Origin of the sequence: Kribbella sp. NBC_01505 (assembly GCF_045040285.1) — a bacterium.
Taxonomy (GTDB): domain Bacteria; phylum Actinomycetota; class Actinomycetes; order Propionibacteriales; family Kribbellaceae; genus Kribbella.
Genome location: NZ_CP109425.1, coordinates 3532211 through 3555129 on the forward strand (window position 1 = coordinate 3532211; position 22919 = coordinate 3555129).

Annotated in this window: 22 protein-coding genes; 12 read left to right on the top strand and 10 right to left on the bottom strand. The window is 68.5% G+C overall.

The window, feature by feature from the left end; translation table 11 throughout:
• Positions 1-39 precede the first annotated feature (39 nt).
• The 5 genes from OG474_RS16690 (at position 40) to OG474_RS16710 (ending at position 5181) form a co-directional block, all read left to right on the top strand.
• On the top strand, positions 40-1095 hold the full coding sequence (locus OG474_RS16690; protein WP_405063211.1) for a hypothetical protein: 1056 nt from the start codon (positions 40-42) through the stop codon (positions 1093-1095).
• A 26-nt stretch (positions 1096-1121) separates the two neighbouring features.
• Positions 1122-2168 (top strand): hypothetical protein, encoded by a 1047-nt coding sequence (locus tag OG474_RS16695; RefSeq protein ID WP_405063212.1) that lies wholly within the window; start codon positions 1122-1124, stop codon positions 2166-2168.
• Between the two features lie 43 nt (positions 2169-2211).
• Complete coding sequence (locus OG474_RS16700) at positions 2212-3246, top strand: hypothetical protein (RefSeq protein ID WP_405063213.1); 1035 nt, start codon at positions 2212-2214, stop codon at positions 3244-3246.
• Positions 3246-4271 carry a hypothetical protein gene (locus OG474_RS16705; protein ID WP_405063214.1) on the top strand — a complete coding sequence of 342 codons (1026 nt, stop codon included), beginning with the start codon at positions 3246-3248 and terminating at the stop codon, positions 4269-4271. Before OG474_RS16700 ends, OG474_RS16705 begins: the two co-directional genes overlap by 1 nt.
• A gap of 121 nt (positions 4272-4392) precedes the next feature.
• Complete coding sequence (locus OG474_RS16710) at positions 4393-5181, top strand: siderophore-interacting protein (protein WP_405064587.1); 789 nt, start codon at positions 4393-4395, stop codon at positions 5179-5181.
• On the opposite strand, the gene OG474_RS16715 is transcribed toward OG474_RS16710, so the two are convergent.
• A complete protein-coding gene (locus OG474_RS16715; protein ID WP_405063215.1) occupies positions 5178-5894 on the bottom strand; it encodes a hypothetical protein in 717 nt (238 codons plus the stop codon). The two genes, OG474_RS16710 and OG474_RS16715, sit on opposite strands and share 4 nt — an antisense overlap.
• A gap of 159 nt (positions 5895-6053) precedes the next feature.
• On the opposite strand from OG474_RS16715, the gene OG474_RS16720 reads away from it, so the two are divergent.
• The 5 genes from OG474_RS16720 to OG474_RS16740 all read left to right on the top strand — a co-directional run bounded on the left by OG474_RS16720 (position 6054) and on the right by OG474_RS16740 (position 11512).
• Positions 6054-6932 (top strand): aminoglycoside phosphotransferase family protein, encoded by an 879-nt coding sequence (locus OG474_RS16720; protein WP_405063216.1) that lies wholly within the window; start codon positions 6054-6056, stop codon positions 6930-6932.
• A gap of 12 nt (positions 6933-6944) precedes the next feature.
• The gene (locus OG474_RS16725) at positions 6945-7403 is read left to right on the top strand and encodes a group II truncated hemoglobin (protein WP_405063217.1); all 459 of its coding nucleotides are present in this window, start codon (positions 6945-6947) and stop codon (positions 7401-7403) included.
• A gap of 97 nt (positions 7404-7500) precedes the next feature.
• Positions 7501-8616 carry a glycine betaine/L-proline ABC transporter ATP-binding protein gene (locus OG474_RS16730; RefSeq protein WP_405063218.1) on the top strand — a complete coding sequence of 372 codons (1116 nt, stop codon included), beginning with the start codon at positions 7501-7503 and terminating at the stop codon, positions 8614-8616.
• Between the two features lie 26 nt (positions 8617-8642).
• Positions 8643-10559: an ABC transporter permease subunit gene (locus OG474_RS16735; protein ID WP_405063219.1), complete on the top strand. Its 1917-nt coding sequence runs from the start codon at positions 8643-8645 to the stop codon at positions 10557-10559.
• Positions 10556-11512 carry an ABC transporter substrate-binding protein gene (locus OG474_RS16740; protein WP_405063220.1) on the top strand — a complete coding sequence of 319 codons (957 nt, stop codon included), beginning with the start codon at positions 10556-10558 and terminating at the stop codon, positions 11510-11512. The genes OG474_RS16735 and OG474_RS16740 overlap by 4 nt, the downstream gene beginning before the upstream one ends.
• Positions 11513-12091: 579 nt before the next feature.
• Here OG474_RS16740 and OG474_RS16745 read toward each other — a convergent pair.
• Together OG474_RS16745 and OG474_RS16750 are read right to left on the bottom strand one after the other, a co-directional pair.
• Positions 12092-13540, bottom strand: a complete 1449-nt coding sequence (locus OG474_RS16745) for an FAD-binding protein (RefSeq protein WP_405063221.1) — start codon at positions 13538-13540, stop codon at positions 12092-12094.
• 59 nt (positions 13541-13599) lie between these two features.
• Positions 13600-13887: a hypothetical protein gene (locus OG474_RS16750; RefSeq protein WP_405063222.1), complete on the bottom strand. Its 288-nt coding sequence runs from the start codon at positions 13885-13887 to the stop codon at positions 13600-13602.
• Between the two features lie 134 nt (positions 13888-14021).
• On the opposite strand from OG474_RS16750, the gene OG474_RS16755 reads away from it, so the two are divergent.
• A complete protein-coding gene (locus OG474_RS16755) occupies positions 14022-14618 on the top strand; it encodes a ParA family protein (RefSeq protein ID WP_405063223.1) in 597 nt (198 codons plus the stop codon).
• A gap of 32 nt (positions 14619-14650) precedes the next feature.
• Here OG474_RS16755 and OG474_RS16760 read toward each other — a convergent pair whose 3' ends face one another.
• Genes OG474_RS16760 through OG474_RS16780 form a run of 5 tightly spaced genes read right to left on the bottom strand, consistent with a single transcriptional unit; the run spans position 14651 to position 20358 of the window.
• Positions 14651-15862, bottom strand: a complete 1212-nt coding sequence (locus OG474_RS16760; protein ID WP_405063224.1) for an ROK family protein — start codon at positions 15860-15862, stop codon at positions 14651-14653.
• A gap of 19 nt (positions 15863-15881) precedes the next feature.
• Positions 15882-16724, bottom strand: a complete 843-nt coding sequence (locus OG474_RS16765; RefSeq protein ID WP_405063225.1) for an oxygenase MpaB family protein — start codon at positions 16722-16724, stop codon at positions 15882-15884.
• Positions 16725-16750: 26 nt separating this feature from the next.
• Positions 16751-18415: a PHP domain-containing protein gene (locus OG474_RS16770; RefSeq protein ID WP_405063226.1), complete on the bottom strand. Its 1665-nt coding sequence runs from the start codon at positions 18413-18415 to the stop codon at positions 16751-16753.
• A gap of 33 nt (positions 18416-18448) precedes the next feature.
• Complete coding sequence (locus tag OG474_RS16775; RefSeq protein ID WP_405063227.1) at positions 18449-19021, bottom strand: GNAT family N-acetyltransferase; 573 nt, start codon at positions 19019-19021, stop codon at positions 18449-18451.
• 26 nt (positions 19022-19047) lie between these two features.
• Complete coding sequence (locus OG474_RS16780) at positions 19048-20358, bottom strand: XRE family transcriptional regulator (RefSeq protein ID WP_405063228.1); 1311 nt, start codon at positions 20356-20358, stop codon at positions 19048-19050.
• Positions 20359-20573: 215 nt separating this feature from the next.
• On the opposite strand from OG474_RS16780, the gene OG474_RS16785 reads away from it, so the two are divergent.
• Positions 20574-20762, top strand: a complete 189-nt coding sequence (locus OG474_RS16785) for a hypothetical protein (protein WP_405064695.1) — start codon at positions 20574-20576, stop codon at positions 20760-20762.
• A gap of 408 nt (positions 20763-21170) precedes the next feature.
• Here the strand turns inward: OG474_RS16785 and OG474_RS16790 are convergent, their stop codons facing one another.
• Both OG474_RS16790 and OG474_RS16795 read right to left on the bottom strand, forming a co-directional pair.
• Positions 21171-21800: a VC0807 family protein gene (locus OG474_RS16790; protein ID WP_405063229.1), complete on the bottom strand. Its 630-nt coding sequence runs from the start codon at positions 21798-21800 to the stop codon at positions 21171-21173.
• Positions 21801-21894: 94 nt separating this feature from the next.
• Positions 21895-22902 carry a GNAT family N-acetyltransferase gene (locus OG474_RS16795; RefSeq protein WP_405063230.1) on the bottom strand — a complete coding sequence of 336 codons (1008 nt, stop codon included), beginning with the start codon at positions 22900-22902 and terminating at the stop codon, positions 21895-21897.
• Between the last annotated feature and the right edge of the window lie 17 nt (positions 22903-22919).

Sequence of the window (22919 nt, forward strand, 5' to 3'; positions counted from 1 at the left end):
GGTAGGCGGAGGGGGTGACCCGGCAGCACGCTGAGCGGTATGCGGATGAGACGAGTGGTTGCGGCGCTTCTCACAGCGTCGCTGGTGGGTGTGGCGCTGGGCGTCCCCGCCGCGCAGGCAGCTCCGGACCCGGACCTGACGGTGACGGCGGCCCGGATCATCAGGACGACACCAGTCGCGGTCACCGGGCTCAACACGGTTCCGGTGACCGTCGAGGTCGACGCGAAGTACGCCTGGGCCGATGCGAACCCCGGTATGACGCTCTGGGCGATCCTGCACCGCACCGCAGGCACTGGGCAGCTGCAGGACCTGTACACGATGCCGCTCACCCGGTACGAGGGAACGACGCAGAACGGCAAGTGGCGTGGTGTCGTGAACGTGCCCTCGACGGCGAACGGCAAGTTCCAGCTGACCGATGTGATGGTCGGGAGCTTCTGGCCCGGCAGCGGTGACATGACCGACCCGACCCCGGTCCCGAACGGCCCGGTCCTGACCGTCAACGGCACCAACCTCCCGAAGCTCACCGCTCAGGTGCTCCCGGACCCGGTCCCGTTCGGCAAGGGCTACTCGATTCGCTGGACGGTGATCAACGGATCGACCGGTAAGCCGTACGGCACCAAGCTGAAGGTCTGGTTGCCCATCGACAACGGCTGCGTCGAGCAGTTCGGCGGACCGACCTACCTGACCGACACCAAAGGCTCCGTGACCAAGGCGTATCCCGCGGCTGCCGCCGACGCCCTCAACTGCCTGCAGATCCCCGCCCAGCCGTCCCCGTCCGCGTTCCTGTCGCTGTTCGTCAGACGCCCTGGCATCGTCTCGGCCACGCCGTCGAAGACCAGCGCCCCCGTCGGCTCGATCGTTCCGGTGGAGGGCAAGGTCGGTGGCGCTCCGCAGGGCTGCGCGGTGAACCTTCAACGCCTGTACGGCAAGACCGCCTGGCGCACGGTCAGTACGGCGAAGGTCCGGCAGAGCGGCCGGTTCACGCTGAGCGCGCAACCGGCGTACAAGGGCAACATCTATTACCGGGTGTCGTTCCCGGCTTGCTACGGCTACCTGGCCGGTCTCAGCAAGATGTTCGTCATCAGCGGAACCTGAGCATGCGGATGAGACGAGTGATCTCGATGAAAAGAGTACTTGCAGCGCTTCTCGCACTGCCGCTCGTGGGTATGGCGCTCAGTGCGCCGACCGCGCAAGCGGACCCGGATGACTTCCTGATCGTGCTGGCGACCCGGATCCCTCGGACGACGCCGGTTGCGGTCACCGGGCTCAACACGGTCCCGGTGACCGTCGAGGTCGATGCCAAGTACACCTATCCTGACGCGGGTCCGGACACCACGTTGTTCGTGTTCCTGAAGCTGTTCAGTGGCAGCGGTACGCAGGACCTGATCTCGATGCCGCTCAAGCGGTACGCCGGTACGACGGCGAACGGCAGTTGGCGGGGGGTCGTGAACGTGCCGTCCACCGGGAACGGGAAGTTCCGGCTCACCCATGTCCAGGAGGGGGCGTACCGGTCCGGGACCGGTGACATGATCGATCCGACCCCGGTCTCGGACGGGCCGGTGCTGACGGTGATCGGTACCAACCAGCCGCGGATCAGCTACCGGGTGATTCCGAACCCGGTGCCGTTCGGTCAGCCGTACTCGATCCGCTGGTCGGTGATCAACAAGCAGACCGGGAAGGCGTACGGCACCAAGCTGAAGGTCTGGCTGCCGGTCGACAACGGGTGTGTGGAGCAGTTCGGTGGCCCGGTCGCCTACACCGACACCCAGGGATACGTGACCAAGACGTACGCCGCGGACACCGGCGACTGGGCCAAGTGTCTGCAGATCCCCAACTATCCGGCGCCGTCGGACGGTCTGGCGGCAGCGATCAACCGTCCGGGCATCGTCTCGGCGACTCCGTCCCGGGCGAGCGCTCCGGTCGGTTCGATCGTTCCGGTGGAGGGCAAGGTCGGTGGCGCTCCGCAGGGCTGCGCGGTCAACCTCCAACGCCTGTACGGCAAGACGGCCTGGCGCACGGTCAGCAGCGCCACCGTCCGGCAGAGCGGCCGCTTCACGGTGACCGCGCAACCGGCGTACAGGGGCGACCTCTACTACCGGGTGTCGTTCCCGGCTTGCTACAACTACCTGGCCGGTCTCAGCAAGATGTTCACGATCAAAGGCCTCTGAATTCTGGTCTAGTGGAGTTCGCGGGCGGCCTCATTCTTGAGCCATGAAGAACCGACGCTTGCCCGCGGCGCTCCTCGCAGCCGCGTTGACGTTCATGACGCTCGGTACGGCGCCGGTCGCGCACGCGACCCCGCCGGAATTCGAGCTCAAGTCACTGACGCTGAACCGCGGCAAGATCGCGGTCTCGTCGCTCAACACTGTCCCGGTCACGGTCACAGTCTGGGCCGCGGCCGAGCCGACTGGATTCGACACGTTCTATGTCGGATTCGCGCGGGAGGATGGAGCGGCGCCCCTGCTCTACTCGGAGCCGCTGAAGCTGCTCGAGGGAGAGTTGATGCGCGACAAGTGGCAGGGCGTGGTGAACGTGCCGTCGACGGTCAACGGCACGATCAAGGCCACCCAGGTGGTCGCCGGCCGCTTCCACTGCCTGCTGTGCCCGGTCGACAATCCGCACGAGGTCAACGGGGTCGCCGCGCCGACGCTCAAGGTGCTGGGAACGCACATCCCCAAGATCAGCGCGACCTTCACGCCGAAGAGGGTGCCCGCGGGCAAGCCGTTCACGCTGAAGTGGACGGTCACCGACTCCCAGACGGGCAAGCCGTACGGCCCCCGGATCCGGATGACACCGGCCAAGGGTGCCTGCGGCAGTGAGGGCCAGACCGGTCGGACGGTGCTCTCCGATCTGAACGGCGCGGTCACCGTCAAGGCGAGCGACACCGCGGCCCTGTACTGCCTGCAGCTCCCCGGCAACCCGGCGTCGATCGCCCGGCTGGCCACCTCCGTCCCGAGCGTGCCGGTCATCTCGGCCGTTCCGTCGCGGACGAGCGCTCCGGTCGGTGCGGTCGTGCCGGTCGAGGGCAAGGCCGCCACCGCGAGCGGCTGCACGGTCAACCTGCAGCGTCTGTACGGCGCCACCGCCTGGCGCACCGTCAGTACGGCGAAGGTCCGCTCCAGCTCGCGATTCACGCTGACCGCGCAACCGGCGTACCAGGGCAACATCCCTTACCGCGCTCAACTTCCGGCCTGCCGCAACATGATCGCAGGCGTCAGCAAGACCTTCACGATCAAGGGGATCTGATGCGAGTTCTGACAGCTGTTCTGGCCGCGGGGCTGGTGTTCGGTGCTGCGCAGGCCGCACAGGCCGCACCCAACGCACCCGCTGCACCGGTCAAGGCGAACCCGGCGAAGGTGACGTTGAGCCGCGGGAGCCTCGCGGTCTCGTCGCTCAACACCGTGCCGGTCACCGTCACCGTCGCGGGTTCCGGCCACGGCGAATCCGTCTATGTGAAGTTCAAGCGGGTCAGCGGTAGCGGTCCCGAAGGCGAGTTCTACACAACGCCGCTGAAGCTGGTCGCCGGCTCGCCCGGTCTCTGGCGCGGCACCCTGAACGTGCCGTCCACGGCCAACGGCACCATCGAGCCGGCCGGTGTGTACGACGGTCAGTACATCTTCGGCGTGGATGACGGCGAGGCCGACCCGGTCGTCGACCCGCCAAAGCTGGTCGTCACCGGCGTCCACGTCCCGAAGCTCACCGCGCTGATCACGCCGAAGGTCGTGCCGTACGACAAGCCGTGGACGATCCGGTACACCGTCACCGACTCGCAGACCGGCAAGCCCTACGGCACCAAGCTGAAGCTGTGGGTCCGCGAGGACAACGCCTGCACCGAGAGCCCCAGCACCGCGACGACCCTGAGCGACGTCAACGGCAACATCACCCTCAAGTACGCCGCCTCGCCGAACGCCGACTGGGTCCACTGCATGATGCTCCCGGGCAACCCGGCACCGGTCGGCGGGATCGCCGCCCTGGTCAAGCGCCCGGCCGGCGTCTCGGCCACCCCGTCGAGGACCAGCGCACCCGTAGGCACCATCGTCCCCGTCGACGGCCGCGTCACCAACGGCGCCGGCTGCAAGGTCAACCTCCAGCGCCTGTACGGCAAGACCGCGTGGCGGACCGTCGGCACGGCCACCGTTCGCTCCAGCAGCCGCTTCACCCTCAACGCGCAACCGGCGTACAAGGGTGACATTCCCTACCGGGTTGATCTGCCCGCCTGCTACAACAAGATCGCCGGCGTCACGCCGACCTTCTTCATCAAGGGCCTCTGAGTTTGTCTTCGGTTGGGGTGCGTGGGTTAGCCTGAGTTAGGTAGACCTAACTTCCGCTTGAGAGGACCGTGGTCCAGTGGCCAGCCCCGCACCCCGCCGTAACCGCACGTGTAAGCGGGCCGTGGTCCGTCGTACCGAGCGGATCACGCCCCACATGATCAGAGTGGTGCTCACCGCCGACGACTTCGTCGACAACGGAACGAGCGACCATTACGTGAAGCTGCTCTTCGGCAAGGACGGCGTCGAGTATCCGGAGCCGCTCGACATGGGCGTGATCCGGGAGACGTTCCCGTCCGAGCAGTGGCCGACGATGCGGACCTACACAGTGCGCAACTTCGACGAGGCCGCCAGAGAGCTGACCATCGACTTCGTCTACCACGGTGACGAAGGCATCGCCGGCCCGTGGGCCGCGGCGGCCCAGCCGGGTGACGTCGCTTGGTACACCGGCCCCGGCGGCGGCTACGCGCCGGAGGAGTCGGCCGACTGGCACCTGCTGGTCGGTGACGAGAGCGCGCTGCCGGCGATCGGCGCCGCGATCGAGCAGCTGCCGCCGGGCGCGAAGGCGACCGTGTTGGTCGAGGTCGAGGACGAGACCGAGGAGCAGAAGTTCAGCGGCGCCGGCGAGGTGGAGCTGACCTGGTTCCATCGGGCCACCGCCGCTGGAGGCCGGGGCGACGGCCTGGTCGCCGCGGTCGAGGCGCTCACGTTCCCCGAGGGTGTCGTGCAGGCGTTCGTGCACGGCGAGGCCGGGTTCGTCTTCCGGATCCGCAAGCACCTGTTCACCGACCGCGGGCTGTCCCGCGACCGCGTCTCGGTCTCCGGCTACTGGCGCGTCGGCAAGAACGAGGACGGCTGGCAGGCCGAGAAGGCCGAGACCGCCGCCAAGGAGCGCGCGGCCGCCGGTAACTAAGGCTTGTTTCGGCGGCGATCCAAGAGCTCGATGAGGATCGCCGCCTCGTTCGTCGGCAGCACCCAGTCCTCGCCCGACGCCTGCAGGATCACCGCCGGCCCGGGCGTTCCGACGGCGGTCAGCGCGATCGGGAACTTGAGCCGCTCCGCACCACTCAGCGACGCCTCGAACGTCCCGGTGATCGCGCTCAGCGGATAGCTGCGCGTCTGGTCCTCGTTCCGCGCGGTCGGCGAGCTGCGGATCTGGATCGTGTCCGCGCCGAGCAGGACCGTCGCGAGCGGCGCTCCGCGCACCTGGAACACCAGCTCGTACGGCGACTCCGCCAGCTCGGGCACGACCGGGACCAGCAGGGCCAGGTTTGCGCGGCGAGCGAGCAGCAGCCCGACCAGCAGCCCGAGGATCACGGCCGGGATGGCCAGAATCGCCGGCCACCACACCCCGATCACCAGCGGGTAGAGCGTCGCGATCAGCCCGGTCAGCGCACCGAGCAACCCGCCGACCCCGGCCCACCACCGCGGCTGGTACCGATGCCGCGGCAACAGCACCAACCCGATCACCAGCATCGCGACCGGCAGCACCAACCCGATCCACGCCGCCGCCGGACCGCGCGAACTCACCCACGCCACGATCGCCAGCAGCACCACCGGAATCCCGACGTACACAACCGCAACGATCCGCTGCACGCGCCTGTGCCGACGCTCCACCTCAGTCACGGGAAGAGCCAACCACATGTGCGCCGGGCGGACGCGGACCGCCAGCACTTACCAATGGCGGTGGCGCCCGCTCGTTCACGCTCAACCCGCGGCCGAATACCGGCGCCGAGGGCTTTTGATCAGTGGGGGCGGTCCGCCTTGAACGCCTGAGCACCTACTGTGCCGAGGGTGATCGTGATTCCGCCGCAGCTGATCGAGTCGCACCAGGACGAGTCGCCGGAGTGGCTGGCCGCGTTGCCGGCGCAGCTCGACGAGTACGTGGCCCGCTGGGAGCTCACCCAGACCGGCGGCTTCCTCAACGGCGCCGCCTCACTGATCGTCCCCGTGGTCCGTCGGGACGGCACCGAGGCGATGCTGAAGCTGCAGCCGCGCAACGACGAGAGCGAGGCCGAGGCGCTCGCCCTCCGCACCTGGTCCCCCGACGACGTGGTCGAGGTGCTCGAAGACGATCCGGCGACTGCGACCCTGCTGCTGGAACGCCTGCAGGACCGGACGCTGAACGCCGTACCCGATCACGTCGAGGCCACCCGGATCCTCGCCGAGCTGATGGCCCGCTTGATCGTGGTCCCCGCCCCACCGGAGGTCCGCACCCTCGCCGACATCGCCGCCGAGATGGTCGAGGACGCCGCCGACCTCAAGCTCGACGACCCGGCCGAGCAGCAGCTCGTCAACCGGTACGCCGCGCAGGTCCGCGAACTGATCCCCGAATCCGGCGACCGCCTCCTCCACTGGGACCTGCACTACGGCAACGTCCTCGCCGCAGACCGCCAGCCCTGGCTGGTGATCGACCCGAAGCCACTGGCCGGCGACCCCGCGTTCGAACTCTTCCAGGTCCTGCACAACCGCTGGGACGACCTCGTTGCAACCGGCGACCTCCACCAGGCGATCCGCGACCGCTTCGACCTCATGCTCGACATCACCGGCATCGACCGCCCCCGAGCCCTCGCCTGGACCGCCGGCCGCGTCCTCCAGAACGTCATCTGGGAAGAAGAGTTCGCCCCCGAGCAGCTCGTCATCGCCAGTGCACTCCAGTTGTGATTACATGATTACGTGACTACTCCGACGCTGTACGAGTGGGCCGGCGGGCATGTGGCGCTGCGGCGGCTGACCGAGGTGTTCTACGACCGGGTGCTCGAGGACCCGATCCTTGCGCCGGTGTTCGCGCATATGAGTGATCAGCATCGGGAGCACGTGGCGCTGTGGCTCGGGGAGGTGTTTCGCGGGCCTGAGCGATACACCGAGGAGCTCGGTGGTTATCCCGCGATGTTGTCGCACCACATCGGGCTGCAGTTGACCGAAGAGCAGCGGTCGCGGTGGGCCGCGCTGATCGCGGCGAGTGCGGATCCGGCCGGGCTGCCCGACGACCCGGAGTTCCGGAGTGCGTTCGTCGCGTACGTCGAGTGGGGCACCCGGATCGCACTGGCCAATTCGCAACCCGGTGCCACGCCCCCGCCGAAGGCGCCGGTTCCACACTGGGGCTGGGGCGAAGCGCCGCCGTACCAGCCGTAGATGACCTGCTAGCTGACGAGACAAACACCCCAGGAAGACACCCGGGGACTGCTCGTTGGATACAGTCGCGGTTCACGACAAATCTCGGGAGGGACCCGTGACCGCTCAGCTCGAGTATCCCGAGATCGACGACGACAACGCGCTGTTGTCGATCCAAGGCCTGTGGAAGGTGTTCGGCCCGAAGGCGCAGCGCGTCCCCCGCCGGCCGGAGCTGGCGTCGCTCGACCGCGCCGCCCTGGCCGCGAAGACCGGCTGTACGGCGGCTGTCCGCGACCTGAGCTTCAACGTGGCACCGGGCGAGGTGTTCGTGGTGATGGGCTTGTCCGGTTCGGGCAAGTCCACGCTGGTCCGCTGCCTGACCCGGTTGATCGAGCCGACCGCGGGCAGTCTGATCTTCGAGGGTGAGGATCTGCGCGCGGCCGACGAGAAGCGGTTGCGTGAGTTGCGGCGGAGCAAGTTCTCGATGGTGTTCCAGCACTTCGGGCTGCTCCCGCACCGCAAGGTGATGGAGAACGTGTCGTACGGCCTCGAGGTTCGCGGCGAGAGCAAGCCGGACCGCCGTCGCCGGGCCCAGGAGGTCATCGACCTGGTCGGCCTGGCCGGCAACGAGCACAAGTATCCCGAGCAGCTTTCCGGCGGTATGCAGCAACGCGTCGGCCTGGCCCGCGCGCTCGCCAACGACCCCGACGTGCTGCTCTTCGACGAGCCGTTCTCCGCGCTCGACCCGCTGATCCGCCGCGAGATGCAGAACGAGGTCGTCCGCCTGCACCGCGAGGTCGGCAAGACGATGGTCTTCGTCACCCACGACCTGTCCGAGGCGCTCAAGCTCGGCGACCGGATCCTGCTGATGCGGGACGGCGCCGCGATCCAGCTCGGCACCGGCGACGAGCTGGTCGGTGCACCGGCCGACGACTACGTGCGGGACTTCGTCCGCGACGTACCGCGCGCCGACGTACTGACCCTGCGCTGGATCGCCCGCCCGCCGCGCGACGGCGAGGCGCTGGACGGCCCCGAGCTCGGCCCGGACGTCCTGGTCCGCGAGGCGACCCGCCTGGTCCTGGAGTCGGACCGCCCGGTGAAGGTGATCGACGGCGGGCAGCTGCTCGGCGTGATCGGAGACGAGGAGATCCTCGCGGTGGTCGCGGACCCGGCCGACTCGCACTGGTCCGCCCGTCCGGCCGACTCACAGCCGTCCGTCCGCCCGGCCGACTGATGGCCGCGATAACCAGCGACACGCACGTGGAGGTACGTCGACCTCGCCGCAGCGTGGTCATCGGCGTGCTGCTCGTTGTCTGGGTGGCCGCGTACTTCCTGCTCAGCGGGATCGACACCCTGCCGCTCGGCGGTCAGGAGACGACCGGGTTCCACCGCTGGCTGACCGAGAACCGCGACTTCGTCGGCCAGGGGAACGTCTTCTTCGACGCGATCCGGACCGCGGTCGGCAACCTCGTCGTCCTGCTGCAGGACCTGGTGTCGCAACCTTCGTTCGGTCGCCCGGTTCCGGTCGTCGGGTGGCTCGGGGTCGTCGCGATCTCGGCGTACGTGGCCTGGGCCTTCGGGAACTGGAAGGTCGCGCTGCTGACCGCGGCCGGGCTCGCGTTCGTCGGGCTGCAGGGGCTGTGGCAGGAGAGCATGGACACGCTCGCCCTGACCATCGCGGCCGTGCTGCTGTCGTTGCTCGTCGCGATCCCGCTCGGCATCTGGGCCGGGCTGTCCAACCGTGCGTTCAAGGTCGCGACCCTGATTCTCGACCTGATGCAGACGCTGCCGACGTTCGTCTATCTCGCGCCGCTGACGCTGTTCTTCGCGATCGGCCCGGCCGCGGCGACGATCGCGACCCTGATCTACGCCGCGCCGCCGGCCGTCCGGCTGACCGCGCACGCGATCCGCTCGGTCCCGCCGGAGAGCGTCGAGGCCTCCCGCTCACTCGGCTCCACCCGCGGTCAGACGCTGACCAAGGTGCTGCTGCCGATGTCCCGCAGCACGGTCGTCGTCGGCATCAACCAGACGATCATGGCCGCGCTGTCGATGGTCACCGTCGCCGCGCTGATCGACGCGCCTGGGCTCGGGCAGACCGTGCTCAAGGCGCTGCAGACGCTGGATGTCGGTGTCGCGTTCAACGCCGGGCTCGCGATCGTGGTGATCGCGATCGTCCTCGACCGCGTGACGACCGCCGCCGGTGACCGGCCGTGGCGGACCGCGAGTGTGCGGCGGAAGGTCCTGCTCGGTGCGGGCGGGGTCGGCGTACTGGTCGCGATCTGGTTCTCGCGGACCTATGTGTGGGCGGCCGAGTTCCCGTCCGAGGTCGGGATCGGTTCGCGGATCGCCGTGATCACTGCCGATGTCACGACGTGGGTCCAGGACGTCTTCGGTGGTTTCACGTACGGCGTTCGCGACGCGGTCACCAAGGGCGTGCTGAATCCGCTCGAGGCGCTGCTCACCGGATCGCCGTGGTGGTTGGTCGGAGCGGTCGTGGTCACGGTGGCCGCGATTCTCGGTCGCTGGAAGGCCGCCGTACCGGCGATCGTCTGCATCGGGCTGCTGGTCGCGACCGGGGTCTGGCAGGACAGCATGATCACGCTGGCCTCGACCCTGCTCGCCACCGTCGTCGTGGTCGCCGTCGGGCTCACGCTCGGCGTCTGGGCCGGCCGCAACCGCCGGGTCGACCTGGTCATCCGGCCGATCCTCGACGCCGGTCAGACGATGCCGCCGTTCGTGTACCTGGTCCCGTTCCTGGCGCTGTTCGGCACCAGCCGGTTCACCGCGATCGCGGCCGCCGTCGTGTACGCCGTACCGGTGACGACCAAGATCGTTGCTGATGGCATCAAAGCGGTCCCGGTTGCGACGGTCGAGGCGGCGAACTCGGTAGGCTCCAGCAACTGGCAGGTGATCAGCAAGGTGCAGCTGCCGGTGGCCCGGCGGGCGATCACCCTGGCGGTCAACCAGGGCCTGATCTACGTGCTCGCGATGGTCGTCGTCGGCGGCCTGGTCGGCGCCGGCGCCCTCGGGTACGACGTCGCGGCGGGCTTCGCGCAGAACGAGCTGTACGGCAAGGGCCTGGCCGCCGGTCTGGCGATCGTCCTGCTCGGCGTCCTGCTCGACCGGATCACCCAAGCGGCAGCACCGAAACAGCACACAAGAGGAGACATGCAGTGAAGAAACTCCGGTACGCCGGTGTCCTGACCGCCGCAGCCCTGGCCCTGGCCGGCTGCGGCGGAGCGAAGGTCGGTGACGAGCAGAAGCCGGCCGCCGGCGGCAAGGAGTGCGGCAGCTTCAACCTGACCGTCAGCCCGTGGGTCGGGTACGAGGCGAACGCGGCCGTCGTCGCGTACGTCGCCACCAAGGACCTCGGCTGCAAGGTGGTGAAGAAGAACCTCAAGGAAGAGATCGCCTGGCAGGGCTTCGCCACCGGTGAGGTCGACGTGAACCTGGAGAACTGGGGCCACGAGGACCTGAAGAAGAAGTACATCCAGACCGACAAGGTCGCGGTCGAGGCCGGACCGACCGGCGTCCTGGGCCTGATCGGCTGGTACGTGCCGCCGTGGATGGCGGCCAAGTACCCGGACATCACCGACTCGAAGAACCTGAACAAGTACGCCGACCTGTTCAAGACCTCGGAGTCCGGCGGCAAGGGCCAGCTGCTCGACGGCGACCCGTCGTACGTGACGTACGACGAGGCGCTCGTGAAGAACCTGAACCTGAACTACAAGGTGGTCCAGAGCGGCAGCGAGACCGCCCTGATCCAGGCCTTCCGCGACGCCGAGAAGGACAAGAAGCCGCTGCTCGCCTACTTCTACGAGCCGCAGTGGTTCTTCAACGAGGTCAAACTCGTCAAGATCGACCTCCCGCCGTACAAGCCCGGCTGTGACGCGGACCCGGCGAAGATCGCCTGCGACTACCCGCCGTACACCCTGGACAAGATCGTCTCGATGAAGTTCTCCAACTCGCACAGCCCGGCCTACGACCTGGTCAAGAACTTCAAGTGGACCAACGAAGACCAGAACACCGTCGCCCGGATGATCGCCGTCGACAAGATGACCCCCGACGCAGCCGCCGAGAAATGGGTCAACGCCAACCGCCCCAAGGTCGACGCCTGGCTCGGCAAGTAGCTCGCAACCCGGAGCGAGGCTCGCACCCCCTCGCTCCGGGGCACGCCCGCTCCTTCGTCGCGTGCACGCGGCTAGCGGTCCGGTGGTCGAGTGGGTGGGGTCGGTAGCGGTGGCCGGGCACTTTGGCTGGGTATCCGTTCAAGTTGGCGCGTGGTTGCGGTGATCTGCTGTCACCCAGAGACAGCAGATCACCGCACAACCGCAGTAACTCAGGGGATGGCGAGGTCAGCGACCAGGTTCCGGTCGCTTGGACCTCTCGGCACAGGTTCACGGACGATTGCTGCCGGTATGTGGCAGCAGCTCCACGCAAAGCGTGCACATTCGGCTCGGGACACGCCTGGTCCTCCGTTGCGTGCGGGCGGCGTGCCGCGAACGACACGTAATGGTCGGTTGTGCAGCCCGGCCGTCCCACCGGCTGAGCGTGCACTGCGACGGAACCTTCGACTACCTCATGTCCTTCGCGTCGCCCGCTGGCCTGATCCGCAGACCCAAGCCACCCCACCGGCGTCCCCCCACGCAATGTCTCCAACGACCCCCCGCAGATGACCGGCAGCAGGACTCGCGGCTGCACCCAGACGGTCAGAACATTCCGGGGCCTGGGGTGAGGATGCCGGCTGGGTCGTGTTTGTGTTTGAGGGTGCGGAGGAGGGGCCAGCGGTCGCCGTAGTGGTGTTGCCAGTCGGGGTTGGTGAAGGGGGTCGACTCGATGGGGTAGCGGGTGGCGCCTAGGGCGCGGGCTTGGTCGAAGAGGCGGCGGTTGCGCTTCAGCATGTCGGCGGCGAAGTCGGGGCCGGCGCCGGCTGGGCCTGCGGTCATGAGGGTGAAGAGGTAGACCCAGTCGCTGCCGTCGGGGGCTGGGAGGCTGAGTGAGGGGCGGGTCAGTTTGGTACGGCGGTGTGCGTAGAGCAGCACGAATCCGCCGGCGCCGATGTCGCGCGGGGTCAGTTTGCTGACGACCTCGGTCACGTACTGCTCGACGGAACGTTCCGGCAGCCAGAGGGTCATCCAGGGCTTCGCGAGGTGGTCCCAGTCGAGGGCCTCGCGGAGCTGTTCGACGGCGGCGTCGATCCGGGTGACGTGCGGGAGGAAGTCGTTCTGGCTGACCACGGCGTCGGCCGGCGGCTTGGTCAGGCCGCGGAGGATCTGGGCGTCGACCGGGGGTTTCGCGGTCGAGTGGAAGGTGAAGGCGTTCAGGTGGCTGACCTCGCCGTGCTCGCCGGGACGCCACCAGTCGCCGTAGATCTCGCTGATCTCACCGCGCTTGATCAGCGTCTTGAAGTCCTTGAAGAAGTCCTTCGAGCTGGTGTACGCGAGCTCGTGACCGCGGACCTTGGCCGGGGCCGGACCGAGCTTCACGGTCGCCTTGGTGATGACGGCGTACTGACCGAGGCCGGCCAGGACCGCCTCGAACAGCTCCCGGTCCTGGGTCTTGGAGCAGCGCTTGAGCTCACCCGTCCCGGTGACCACCTCGAGCTCGAGCACGCTGTCGACCTGCCCGCCGGACTGGATCGCGGGCGGGATCCCGCCGAGCGACAGCGTCCCGCCGAAGGTCAGCCCGAGGAAGCCGGTCAGTGCGGGCGGGGTGAGGCCCTTGGCGTGGGCGGCGTTCGTCAGCGCCAGCCAGTCGGCCCCGGCGTCCACGACCGCGCGGTCCGCGTCGATCCGGTGAATCGTCTTGAGCGCCCGCATATCGATCAGCAGACCGCCAACGAGTCCCTGCCCGTCCGTGGTGTTGGCCAGCCCCCGCGGAGCCACCCGCACCCGATTGCGAACGCAGTAGCGGATCATCGCCTGGATGTCCCGAACCGACCCAGGCACGAGCACCGCCTGCGGCACCTTCTGCACGTACCGCCCGGCGTCCTGCGACACGCCCTCGCGGCTGCTCGCGTCCAGGAGCACCTGACCGTCCAGCGGGGGCAGCGGGTCCACGTTGCCGCCGTCGGTCGCCCAGGAACGTCGTACCGGATCGAACCCGGTCACCACAATCCCGAGCCCGATCGCTCCGAGCACCGCACGCCGAGTCCCCATCCATGCCTCCTGCCGATCCACCCCACCACGCTAACCGGTGACGGGCTCAGCACGCTCGGTTACCCGATCATCTGGTCGGCGACGAACTGGCTCCACGCCACCGGATCCGGCGCTCCAGGCTCAGCGGCCCACCCCGCCACCACCTGTCCGGCGACCTCCGGCGGCAGTTGCAGTTGGCTGCGAACCACCTCTTGCCAGGTCGCCCCGGACAGGCCGTAGGTCTCGTTGAGTTTGGGCGTGAGCTGCTCCAGCGACAGGGCGGTGTCGGGGTCCAGCTCGCCGATCAGGGACAGCACGTAGCTGTCCACGAGTTTGAGGAAGGGGCGTCCGTCGTACCGCTCGTTCACGACCAATCACTCTCCGCCGACAGGTTGAAGTTGGGTTGAGCTTGTTCAAGGGGGCCGTGGGCAATTATCACGGGCTTGCGGAGCAACGCCGACGACACGCCGGATTTTCGGCGAAACACGGTAGCGTCGGTTCCATGATCATCGTGACAGCTGCACTGAAGGGCGGGGTCGGGAAGACAACCACGTCGGTGTACTTGGCCGCGCTGGCATCTTCCAACCGTCGCACAGCCACTCTGGTCGACGCGGATCCACAAGGCAGCGCTGCCGACTGGATCGATGCCTCGGACGACGCGAACCTGAACCGGATCGAGATTGCCGAGGCGCCGACAGAGCGGCTGCTGACCAAGGCGCTGGACAAGGTGCCACCGGAGGGGATCGGCATCGTCGACATGCCGCCGTCCCACGAGCGGCTGCTGAACAAGGCCCTCGAGCGGGCCCGGATCGTCGTCATCCCGACCCGCGTCGGCGGCGTCGAGACACCCCGGGTGAAGGCGGTCCTCGAGCTGGTTCCGGACGATGTCCCGGCCGGCGTCGTGATCTGCTCGGCCCGGACGTACACCCGCGCCTACCAGGACCTGATGGAGCAGTACGCCAAGGAGGGCATCCCGGTCTGGGGGTCCATCCCGGAGCGCGTCTCCATCACCGCCGGCCCGGACGGCCCGTTGGCACCCGACGGCCTCGAAGCCTACAAAAAGGTCTGGCGCAAGATCCTCGCCGCCGCCCGCACCTGACCTGCTGGACCCGCCCGGTTCGCCGGGCGGGGTCAGCGTTGCAGTGGTGGCTCGCCGCGGACGTAGGTGCGGATGACGGTGGCTGCCGCGCCGCGGGCCCAGTTGTCGAAGGTGTGCGACCGGAGCATCAGGCGGCAGTCGCCGGCGGCGCCGAAGGCGTGCTCACCGAAGGCCTGCCGCATCCGCTCCTCGTACAGGTCGTACTCCGCCACGCCCTCACCCGCGATCACCACCAGCTCGGGGCCGACCAGGTTCACCATCGCGGCCAGCGCCGAGCCGATGACTTCACCGGCCCGGTCGAAGGCGGCCCGGGCGTGCTCGTTCCCCTCGTGCGCAAGCTTGATCGCGCCGGCCAGGTCCAGCTTCGGCTGCTTGGTCGTCGCGCGGATCCGGTTCAGGATCGCGTCCGACGACGCCACGGTCTCGACGCAACCCCGCCGGCCGCAGGTGCAGACCAGGTCGCCGGGCGCGAGCGGCAGATGACCGAGCTCGCCGGAGACGCCGTACGCGCCGGAGACGACCTCGCCGTTGATGTAGAGCCCACAGCCGATCCCGGAGCCGATCGTCACCACCGCGAACGAGTCGGCGTCCACCCCGACCCCGAACCAGTGCTCGGCCACGGTCAGCGCGCGGACGTCGTTCGTCACGACCACCGGAAGTTTGAGCCGGCGGCCGAGCAGGTCGGCCAGCGGCACGTCCCGCCAGCCCATGAACGGCGAATCGCGGACCACGCCGTGCAGCCCGTCGACATCGCCGGAGACGGACACGCCGACGCCGATCACCGAACCGACCACCTCGGTCCCCGACTTCAGGGTGCCGATCAGCTCCTTGGTCAGCTCGGTCAGCTGCTCGATCACGGTCTTCGGGTCGGTGCTCTGCAGCGGCCGGTGGCAGACCTTCCGGATCCCGGCGGTGAAGCCGGTCGTCACGCCGATCAGATCGGTCGGCGTCACCTTCAGGCCGATCACGGACACGCTGTGCGGTACGACGGTCAGCGGGCTGACCGGCCGCCCGATGCCGACCATCCCGAGGTGGTTCTCGCTCTCGATCGGCGCGGCCGCCTGGTCGGTGACGAATCCCGCCTCGATCAGCGGTGCGACCGCCTTGGTCACCGCGGCCTGCGACAGTCCCGTCCGCCGCGCGATCTCCACCCGCGGGATCGGCCCCTGGGTCAGGATCCGGGTCAGCACCTCGACTCCCGCCGGCGTAGCCAAGGGGAGTGGACGATGAGGACGCAGCGGCACGAGAACAACCTACCGGCGGTTAAGCCGATCTGTCGGTTTCTCCCAACGTCGGTGACGTCAGTGCCCAGCGGATTGTCCGGGTCAGGCCATCGCCGGCGGCTCGGACCAGAGTTTGTTCTGTCAAAGGGAAGTAGGGCAGGCGGAGTGGCCAGCGCGCCCACCACGGGAGCAGGCCGACCGCGGCCGCGGTGAGGATTCCGTACGCCGGGCGCGCGGCCCACGGGACTGGTGGGTGCACGAGGATGAAGCGGGCCGCCTGCCGCGCTTCGGTCGTTCCGCGCAGTTCGGGCTGGTAGTCGGTGAGTGTCTGGCGCAGCTCGGCCACAGTGGTCGGCGGGTCGATCACACCGAGCTTCCCAGCCACCAGTGCGGTCTCTGCGACGTACTGGTCCTGGTCTGCGGCGCTGAGCGGGTTCGCGCCGTACACCTGATGCGCGGTGAGGAAGCTGTCCACCTCAGCGACGTGCACCCACTTCAGCAGGTGTGGATCGGATGCTCGGTAGTTCGCCCCGCGGACCCGCTCATGCACGGACTGGACGCGGGCGATCGCCTCCTCCGCGTCCGCCACCGCGCCGTACGTTGTGACAGCGAGGAAGTAGCTGGTCCGCTGCAGCCGCCCCCACGGGTCGCCGCGGTACCCGGAGTGCGCCGAGACCGCCGCCATCGCGAGCGGATGCAGCGACTGCAGCAGCAGCGCGCGCAGACCGCCCGCGAACATCGACGCATCCCCGTGGACCCGCTGGATCGGGCTGCCCGGCGCGAACCAGCGCGGACCGGGCGTCTTGTGCACCCGGTCGCGCTCAGCCTGTGGGTCCGGCCCCGCAACCTTCGTCAGGATCATCCGGGCCAGCTGGTCTCTCATACGACCAGTCTGCCCACCACTCCAAGCTAAACGACATCAACGAAGATCGGGTTCGTGTAGAGCCAGGTGTCCAGCCACGGGTCGCCGTCGTTCGTCGGGTGCTGGATCGGGCCGGCCGGGTCGATGCTGCGGCCCAGATACCCGACGCCGTGCCGGTTGCCGTCGCTGCCGCGCACCCGGACGTAGTGCGAGTGCTCCGCCCGCCCCAGCGGGATGCACAGGTCATAAGTCCCAGTACGGCGGTGCACATCGACCTGCTCGACCACTCTGGTGTCGGGTGCCTTCCAACTGTCCCGCGTGGCGGCCGGACCGGTCACCGCACCGCGGATCACGTCCACATGCGCCAGCCGCGGCAGTACGCCGTGGAAGTTCGGCCGGGACGCGCTGGTCACGGTGATCCGCAGCTCGAGCCGCTCATGACGCCGTACCCGCAGCCGTCCACCCAGCGTCACACCACGCTGCCGAGAACCGACCGGAGCGACCCGTACGTCGATGCCGTCGACCAGCTGACCGTGGTCCACCCACACCCGGCCCGCGCGCAGTGCGGCCATCACCTCGAGGTAGCCGTACTTCGCGACCCCGACGTGCGTCCGGCTGAACTGCCCCGGCCAGAAGTCGCTGCCGGCCTGCGGGGTGTCCGTGTTGGTCGGTGAGGGCTTCCAGCCGAGGCTGTCGAAGTTCTGCCCAGGCGGGAACACGCCGTCGGTCCAGGTGTCCCAGATGGTCCGGTGGTTGTCGCTGTTCGAGGTGACCGAGAACAGTCGGCCCTCGGCCAGCATGCTGTCCCACAGCCCGCCGACGGTCGCGGTCGCCCAGTCGAAGCCGCCGTACGTGCGATAAGCGTCGCCAGGAAAGCCCGGCCAGCTCCCAGTGCCAGGGTTGTTCACGTACTCGCCGCGCTGCGCATTGGTGGCACCGCGGAACTTCACCCAGGCCGGCTCAGCGTCGCCCTGCGAGCCCGGAGCACCCTCCATGCCGATGCAGACGCCGGTGTCGCGCCAGGCGCGGAGCTCGTGCGGGGAGTCGATGCCCAGCCGCAGCGGGTGGTTCGCCAGCACCAGGACGTCGTCGACGAACCCACTGCGCTTCTGGGCGGCCAGCCACTGCAGACCCTTGATCGCGTGCTGCTCGTTCTCCGGTGTGTCGCCCGAGCGGTTCGTCAGCTTCCCGTCGTACTCACGCTCGAACTGCTGCAGCAGCGCGACGTTGTTCGCGCCCGGCGCGACCAGGAGCGTGCCGTGCTCAGCGGCCGGGATGTACCACTCCAGGCCCTGGAAGATCAGCATCCGCGGATTCTCGGCCCGCGCCTTCAGAACCTCCGCGTTCTCGGCCGCGGCGCCCTTGTCGGCGTGCCCGAAGTTGCTGTGCTCGGTGAACGCCATCCAGTCCAGCCCGAACTGCGCGCCGCGCTGAGCCAGCTGCGTGAAGTCGTACTTCGCGTCATGGCTGTACCGGCTGTGCACATGGTGGTCCCCGACCAGGTAGACCAGCTCCGGGTCACTACCACCCTGGTACGACGACGTGGTGGCGGCCGCTTCCGTCGCGCCGGCCGCGGTCACCGCAACTGTGCTCACGGTGAAGGCGGCGCCGAGCAGCCCGGCGCCGCGGATCAGGTTCCGCCGCGACACCCCCTGCGGATCCAGGGTCGCTTCAGGTACGTCGGGGTCCGCCCACGGGGGTAGCTGCTGCATGAGCGCCACCCTGCAGGTCCGGACAAAATCCCGTCAAGGCTCCAGATGACGCGGAGATGAACGATCCGCGTACTCGTCCTCGAGAATCGAGTAGAGCAAGGAATCCCGCCAGGCACCGTTGGTGAACACATGGTCACGCAAGTGACCTTCGTAGCTGAAACCGATCCGCTTCACCACGGCGATCGAGGCCGCGTTCTCCGGGCCGATCGCCGCCGTCACCCGGTGCACGTGGAGGGTGCCGAACGCGAAGGCCAGCATCACCTTGGCGGCGTCCGTCGCATACCCGTGACCCCAGTGGTCCGCGTGCACGCCGTACCCGAGCTTGGCCGACCAGGGACCGCTCGCCGGGATCCCGGGCGCGATCCGGGCGAAGCCGATCATGCGGTCGTCGTCCCGGCGGGTGACGGCGAGCATGTAGTCGGGGCGCTTGTCCCGGGCCGAGCGCTCGAGGATGCCGGCCAGCACCTCGGTCCCCTTGGCCCGGTCGTAACTGTCGAACGCCATCCAGTCGGTGACGCGGTCGTCACCGAACACGGACAGGTAGTCGTCGAGATCGTTCTCGCGGAACTCGCGCAGAACCGTCAGATCACCGTTGAGAGGCTCCATGGGGCGATTGTGGAAGGAACCCGGGGTCACCGGTTGAGGGTCTGCACTGGTGTCCGCGTGAACGTTTCAATCTCCTCTTGCAACTCGCGGGCGTCGTCCGCGCGACCGGACTGCCGCAAGGCCTGGTGAACCCGGCGGGCCGAGTGCACGACTCCGTTGATCCGGCGCTCGGTCGGCAGGTCCAGCACCGGGGCGATCGCGTCCGCGGCGCCGTCCAGCTCACCGGTCGCGATCCGGCTGATCGCCATCGCGGCGTGGCTGCCGGCGGCGTCGCCGAAGGCCCACTCCGGGTGGTTCTGGTCGGCGTAGGCGTCGACGGCCTGCCGCGAGTACCGCTCGGCCTGCTCGCCCTCGCCCGGCAGCCACGCCAGCGCGTCGGCCGCGTAGTACAGCTGGCGGTGCCGTCCGAAGGTGCACAGACCGCCCATGTCGTCGAGCTCGTCGTTCTGCACCGTGGTCCAGGCGTTCTCGGCCCGCTCGAGCGCGGCCCGGGTGGCCTCCGGGTTGCCCAGTGCGGCCCAGGCGCGGGCCTCGCTGACCGGGAGCCAGACGCTGGTGGTGCTGTTGGCCTGCTCGGCGTAGCCGGCGCCGAGCTGGGCGTAGCGGACGGAGTCGTGCGGGTTGCCGGCCCAGTACGAGACGAGGGACTGCAGGCCACGCACCCAGGCGCGCAGGCCGTGGTGGTCGGCGTTGTCGGCGCACAGGAACGCGGTCCGCGCCTGCGTCAGCGCCGCATGCGGGTTCCCGAGGTCGTGCGAGGCCTTGGCGAGCAGGCCACCGGTCACCCCGCCGAGGAAGTAGAGCTGCCGCAGGTGCTCCGGCCGCTGCCGGCTCTCCAGCAGTGCGAAGACCAGGTCCTGCGTCTCGACCAGCTGACCGAGGATCTCCGGCAGTGGGCGCTGCGGGTAGGCCTTCGCGACGTGGCGCACGTCGTCGTACACCTGTTCCATGGCCTCGCTTCCGAGACCGGACTGGGCCGCAAGGGCAAATGCCCTCGCTCGGCTGGCAGCCATGTCGAGAACCTCCATCTCGTTACCTGTCGTGATCCGCCCACCCGTGGCAGCCGGCACCATCTGCTGCCCCACGTGCTGCGGGACCGTCTGTTCGGGGACGTACGGCGCGAGAAGTTCCTCGACCGGCTTTCCGAACATGCGTTGCAGGGTGCGCCGGGTCTGTGGAGTGGTTCCTGCCCGCTCGCCCGATGCGAGACGCCGCAGGTGCCGCTCGGTGATGGTTCCACCCAGCTCGACGAACTCGGCGACGATCTCGGAGTAGGTCTGGTTCCGGCGCTGGATCAAGTGCGCCAGGACCGTCTTAGGCGCCAACCTCGCCGCCATCGTTCCTCCCGTTCACCGTCAGAACAGACGTTGTCTCGACTAATGCCCCACGACAAGGTGCTGTCCTCCAGATGTCCGCCAGAGGTCCGGAAGAGGTCCGGCAAAGGTCCTCTTCAGGTCCTAGAGCGGTCACGTTGGGCTCGTGCACCATTACTGCCATGACAACCAGTAAGTCCAACTGGTTGCAAGGGCTGAGAGTTACGGGGTGAGAGGCAGTGAGCATCGCGGAAATGACGGCGCGACAGCATCGTCGCCGGGTTCGGGTCTGGTTCGGCGAGCATGTGATCGCCCAGTACGTCGCGGAAGCACCGCTGGCGGCCCGCTACGAGCAGGCGATGCGGCGCCGTTTCGCCGGCCTGAAGGTCACCAACGACATGCTCGGCCCGCTCGACAGCACGGACTGAATCAAACATCTGATCGACAAGCTTCCGGGCCCTCCTCAGGCTCGGTCAGCCGCACCCTGGAGTCTCCTCACGTTCAGGGTTCGGCTTTCTGGAAGGTTCGGGACCCTCCTCAGGTCCCGAACGAAACCCAGGTGCGGTCCGGGGCACTCCTCAGCCCCGGACCGCACCGCCCAAAGCCCGGCTGGGCTGGCGGCTGAGTTCCCTGTATCGCCGCCGCCCAGCCGTTCCAACCACCACCACCTGGCCGACACCTCGGGCCAGGCCGGGGCTGGGTGTCCTGGGCGGTAGGACACCACCGGTGGTTCCTGACACCTCACCAGGAACCACCCCCCCGAGGTGGCCGGCTCCGTTGTGTGACCGCCGCGCCTGGGCGGTCACACAACGGAGTCTCTGTCGTGTCCCGCGTGCTCACGCCGCGGCCGGAACCGGTGCACTCCACCGATGCGCGGACCGCTTGGCGTAGCTGATTGCCCAGAAGGTCAGTCCGACCCCGGTCATCACCTGCAGCATGCGGGACACGACAACCACCGCGTCGGGTCCGAGCGCGACCACGAGTCCGACCCGGACCAGCGCCTCCACGATCAGGACGGCGCCACAGATCCAGGTCATCCGGCCGATCACCTCGCGCCAGGCGGGTTGCGTCTCCCAGCGCTCGTCGAGCATCCGCCGTACGTCCGGGGTCGTCCCGGCGACCCGTAGCGCGACCGCGCGGAACGCCGGCCGCCCGGCCAAGGCGCTCACGACCAGTGCGATCCCGATCGCCCCGGAGATCAGCGAGTCGGTCAGGGTCGCGAGCTTCACGTTGCCGGTCGCGAGCGAAACCAGGAATGTCATCACGAACCCGAGCAGCACGAAGCCGGCCAGCCAATCAAGCTTCCGCTGCTTGATCGCCGTACGACCGACGATCACTCCACCGGTGACCGCTCCGGCCGCATAACACCAGCTCTGATCCAGAGCGGTCTGGCGCAGCAGGTAGTAGACGGCGAGCGGTACGCCGACATCGAGGAGCAGTGGGGTCATCCGTCGCAGTGTGCTCATGCCTGCCAGAGTCGCAAGCCGTGAGCGTTTGTGTCAAGATGTACATGTCCGGTCGTACACAACGGGTCCGTGAAGGTCCGGCCGGAGGTCCGCTTCAGGTCCGACGGACATGAACGGCGAAAGGAGCCTCCGCCTGCACCTCCGGTACGCCGTCCACCCAGCCCTCGGCGGTGATCTCACCCGCGTAGGTCATCCCGAGCCGGTCCATCACCGCCCGGGAGGCTCGATTGTGACGCTCGGTAAAAGCGATCACTGCCTGTGCTCCCAGCGTCTCGAACGCGAACTCCAATCCGGCCCGCCCGATCTCGGTCGCCAACCCGCGCCCCCGCGCCGACTCCACCAGCGCCCATCCCAACTCCAGCCGATCGACCGCCCACTCCGCCCCGACCAACCCCTCGACCGCCACCGCCACCGGGGATCCCGCGGTCATCCGCGACAACCCACCTCGCCCAGCCAGCTCCCCGCTCGACTGCTCATACGCGACCCACTTGCTCACCGAATCGCGTTCCCAGGCCGCGCCCATCTCGGCCGCCCGCTCCGCAGCCACCTCCGGCGACCACGAGCCGCCGTACCAGCGCGACACCCACGGATCCGCGAACAACCGCACCAGGTCCGGCACATGTCCGCCGAGGACCGCACCCGGTCCACTGATCGGCTCGAGCCGCAACCGCTCGGTCAACCGCATCCGCACCACGTGCGCCACGATGTCCCGCAGCCGCCGGTCCCCGTCGGTCCGCCCGACCATCAGCAACTCGAGATCGTCCACGCCGACCCAAGCCGACGCATCGTGCTTCCCCTCCTCCAACCGCGGCCGCTCCAGTTCCCCGTCGACCACGACCAGATAGTCGAGCTCACGCCGTACCCGCCCCTCCCACTCCCACTCCCAGTCCGCGACCGTCCCCACCACCTCGCGAACCGTCCACCCCGTCTCCTCCTCCACCTCCCGCCGCAACGCCTCCTCCGGCGTCTCCCCCGCCTCGACGTGTCCGCCGACCACATCCCAGATCCCCGGCAACAACCGCCGATCCACCGACCGCCGATGCACATAAACGCGCCCACGCCGATCCCGAATCAAAGCCCCCACACAATCCACAACCCGCATGCCGAAAACCTAGACCG

What these genes read in the sequence shown, in the direction of transcription:
- OG474_RS16690 (WP_405063211.1), top strand. Translation starts at nt 40, where the DNA reads ATGCGGATGAGACGAGTGGTTGCGGCGCTTCTCACAGCGTCGCTGGTG.
- OG474_RS16695 (WP_405063212.1), top strand. Translation starts at nt 1,122, where the DNA reads ATGAAAAGAGTACTTGCAGCGCTTCTCGCACTGCCGCTCGTGGGTATG.
- OG474_RS16700 (WP_405063213.1), top strand. Translation starts at nt 2,212, where the DNA reads ATGAAGAACCGACGCTTGCCCGCGGCGCTCCTCGCAGCCGCGTTGACG.
- OG474_RS16705 (WP_405063214.1), top strand. Translation starts at nt 3,246, where the DNA reads ATGCGAGTTCTGACAGCTGTTCTGGCCGCGGGGCTGGTGTTCGGTGCT.
- OG474_RS16745 (WP_405063221.1), bottom strand. Translation starts at nt 13,540, where the DNA reads ATGGGGACTCGGCGTGCGGTGCTCGGAGCGATCGGGCTCGGGATTGTG.
- OG474_RS16755 (WP_405063223.1), top strand. Translation starts at nt 14,022, where the DNA reads ATGATCATCGTGACAGCTGCACTGAAGGGCGGGGTCGGGAAGACAACC.
- OG474_RS16765 (WP_405063225.1), bottom strand. Translation starts at nt 16,724, where the DNA reads ATGAGAGACCAGCTGGCCCGGATGATCCTGACGAAGGTTGCGGGGCCG.
- OG474_RS16770 (WP_405063226.1), bottom strand. Translation starts at nt 18,415, where the DNA reads ATGCAGCAGCTACCCCCGTGGGCGGACCCCGACGTACCTGAAGCGACC.
- OG474_RS16775 (WP_405063227.1), bottom strand. Translation starts at nt 19,021, where the DNA reads ATGGAGCCTCTCAACGGTGATCTGACGGTTCTGCGCGAGTTCCGCGAG.
- OG474_RS16780 (WP_405063228.1), bottom strand. Translation starts at nt 20,358, where the DNA reads ATGGCGGCGAGGTTGGCGCCTAAGACGGTCCTGGCGCACTTGATCCAG.
- OG474_RS16790 (WP_405063229.1), bottom strand. Translation starts at nt 21,800, where the DNA reads ATGAGCACACTGCGACGGATGACCCCACTGCTCCTCGATGTCGGCGTA.
- OG474_RS16795 (WP_405063230.1), bottom strand. Translation starts at nt 22,902, where the DNA reads ATGCGGGTTGTGGATTGTGTGGGGGCTTTGATTCGGGATCGGCGTGGG.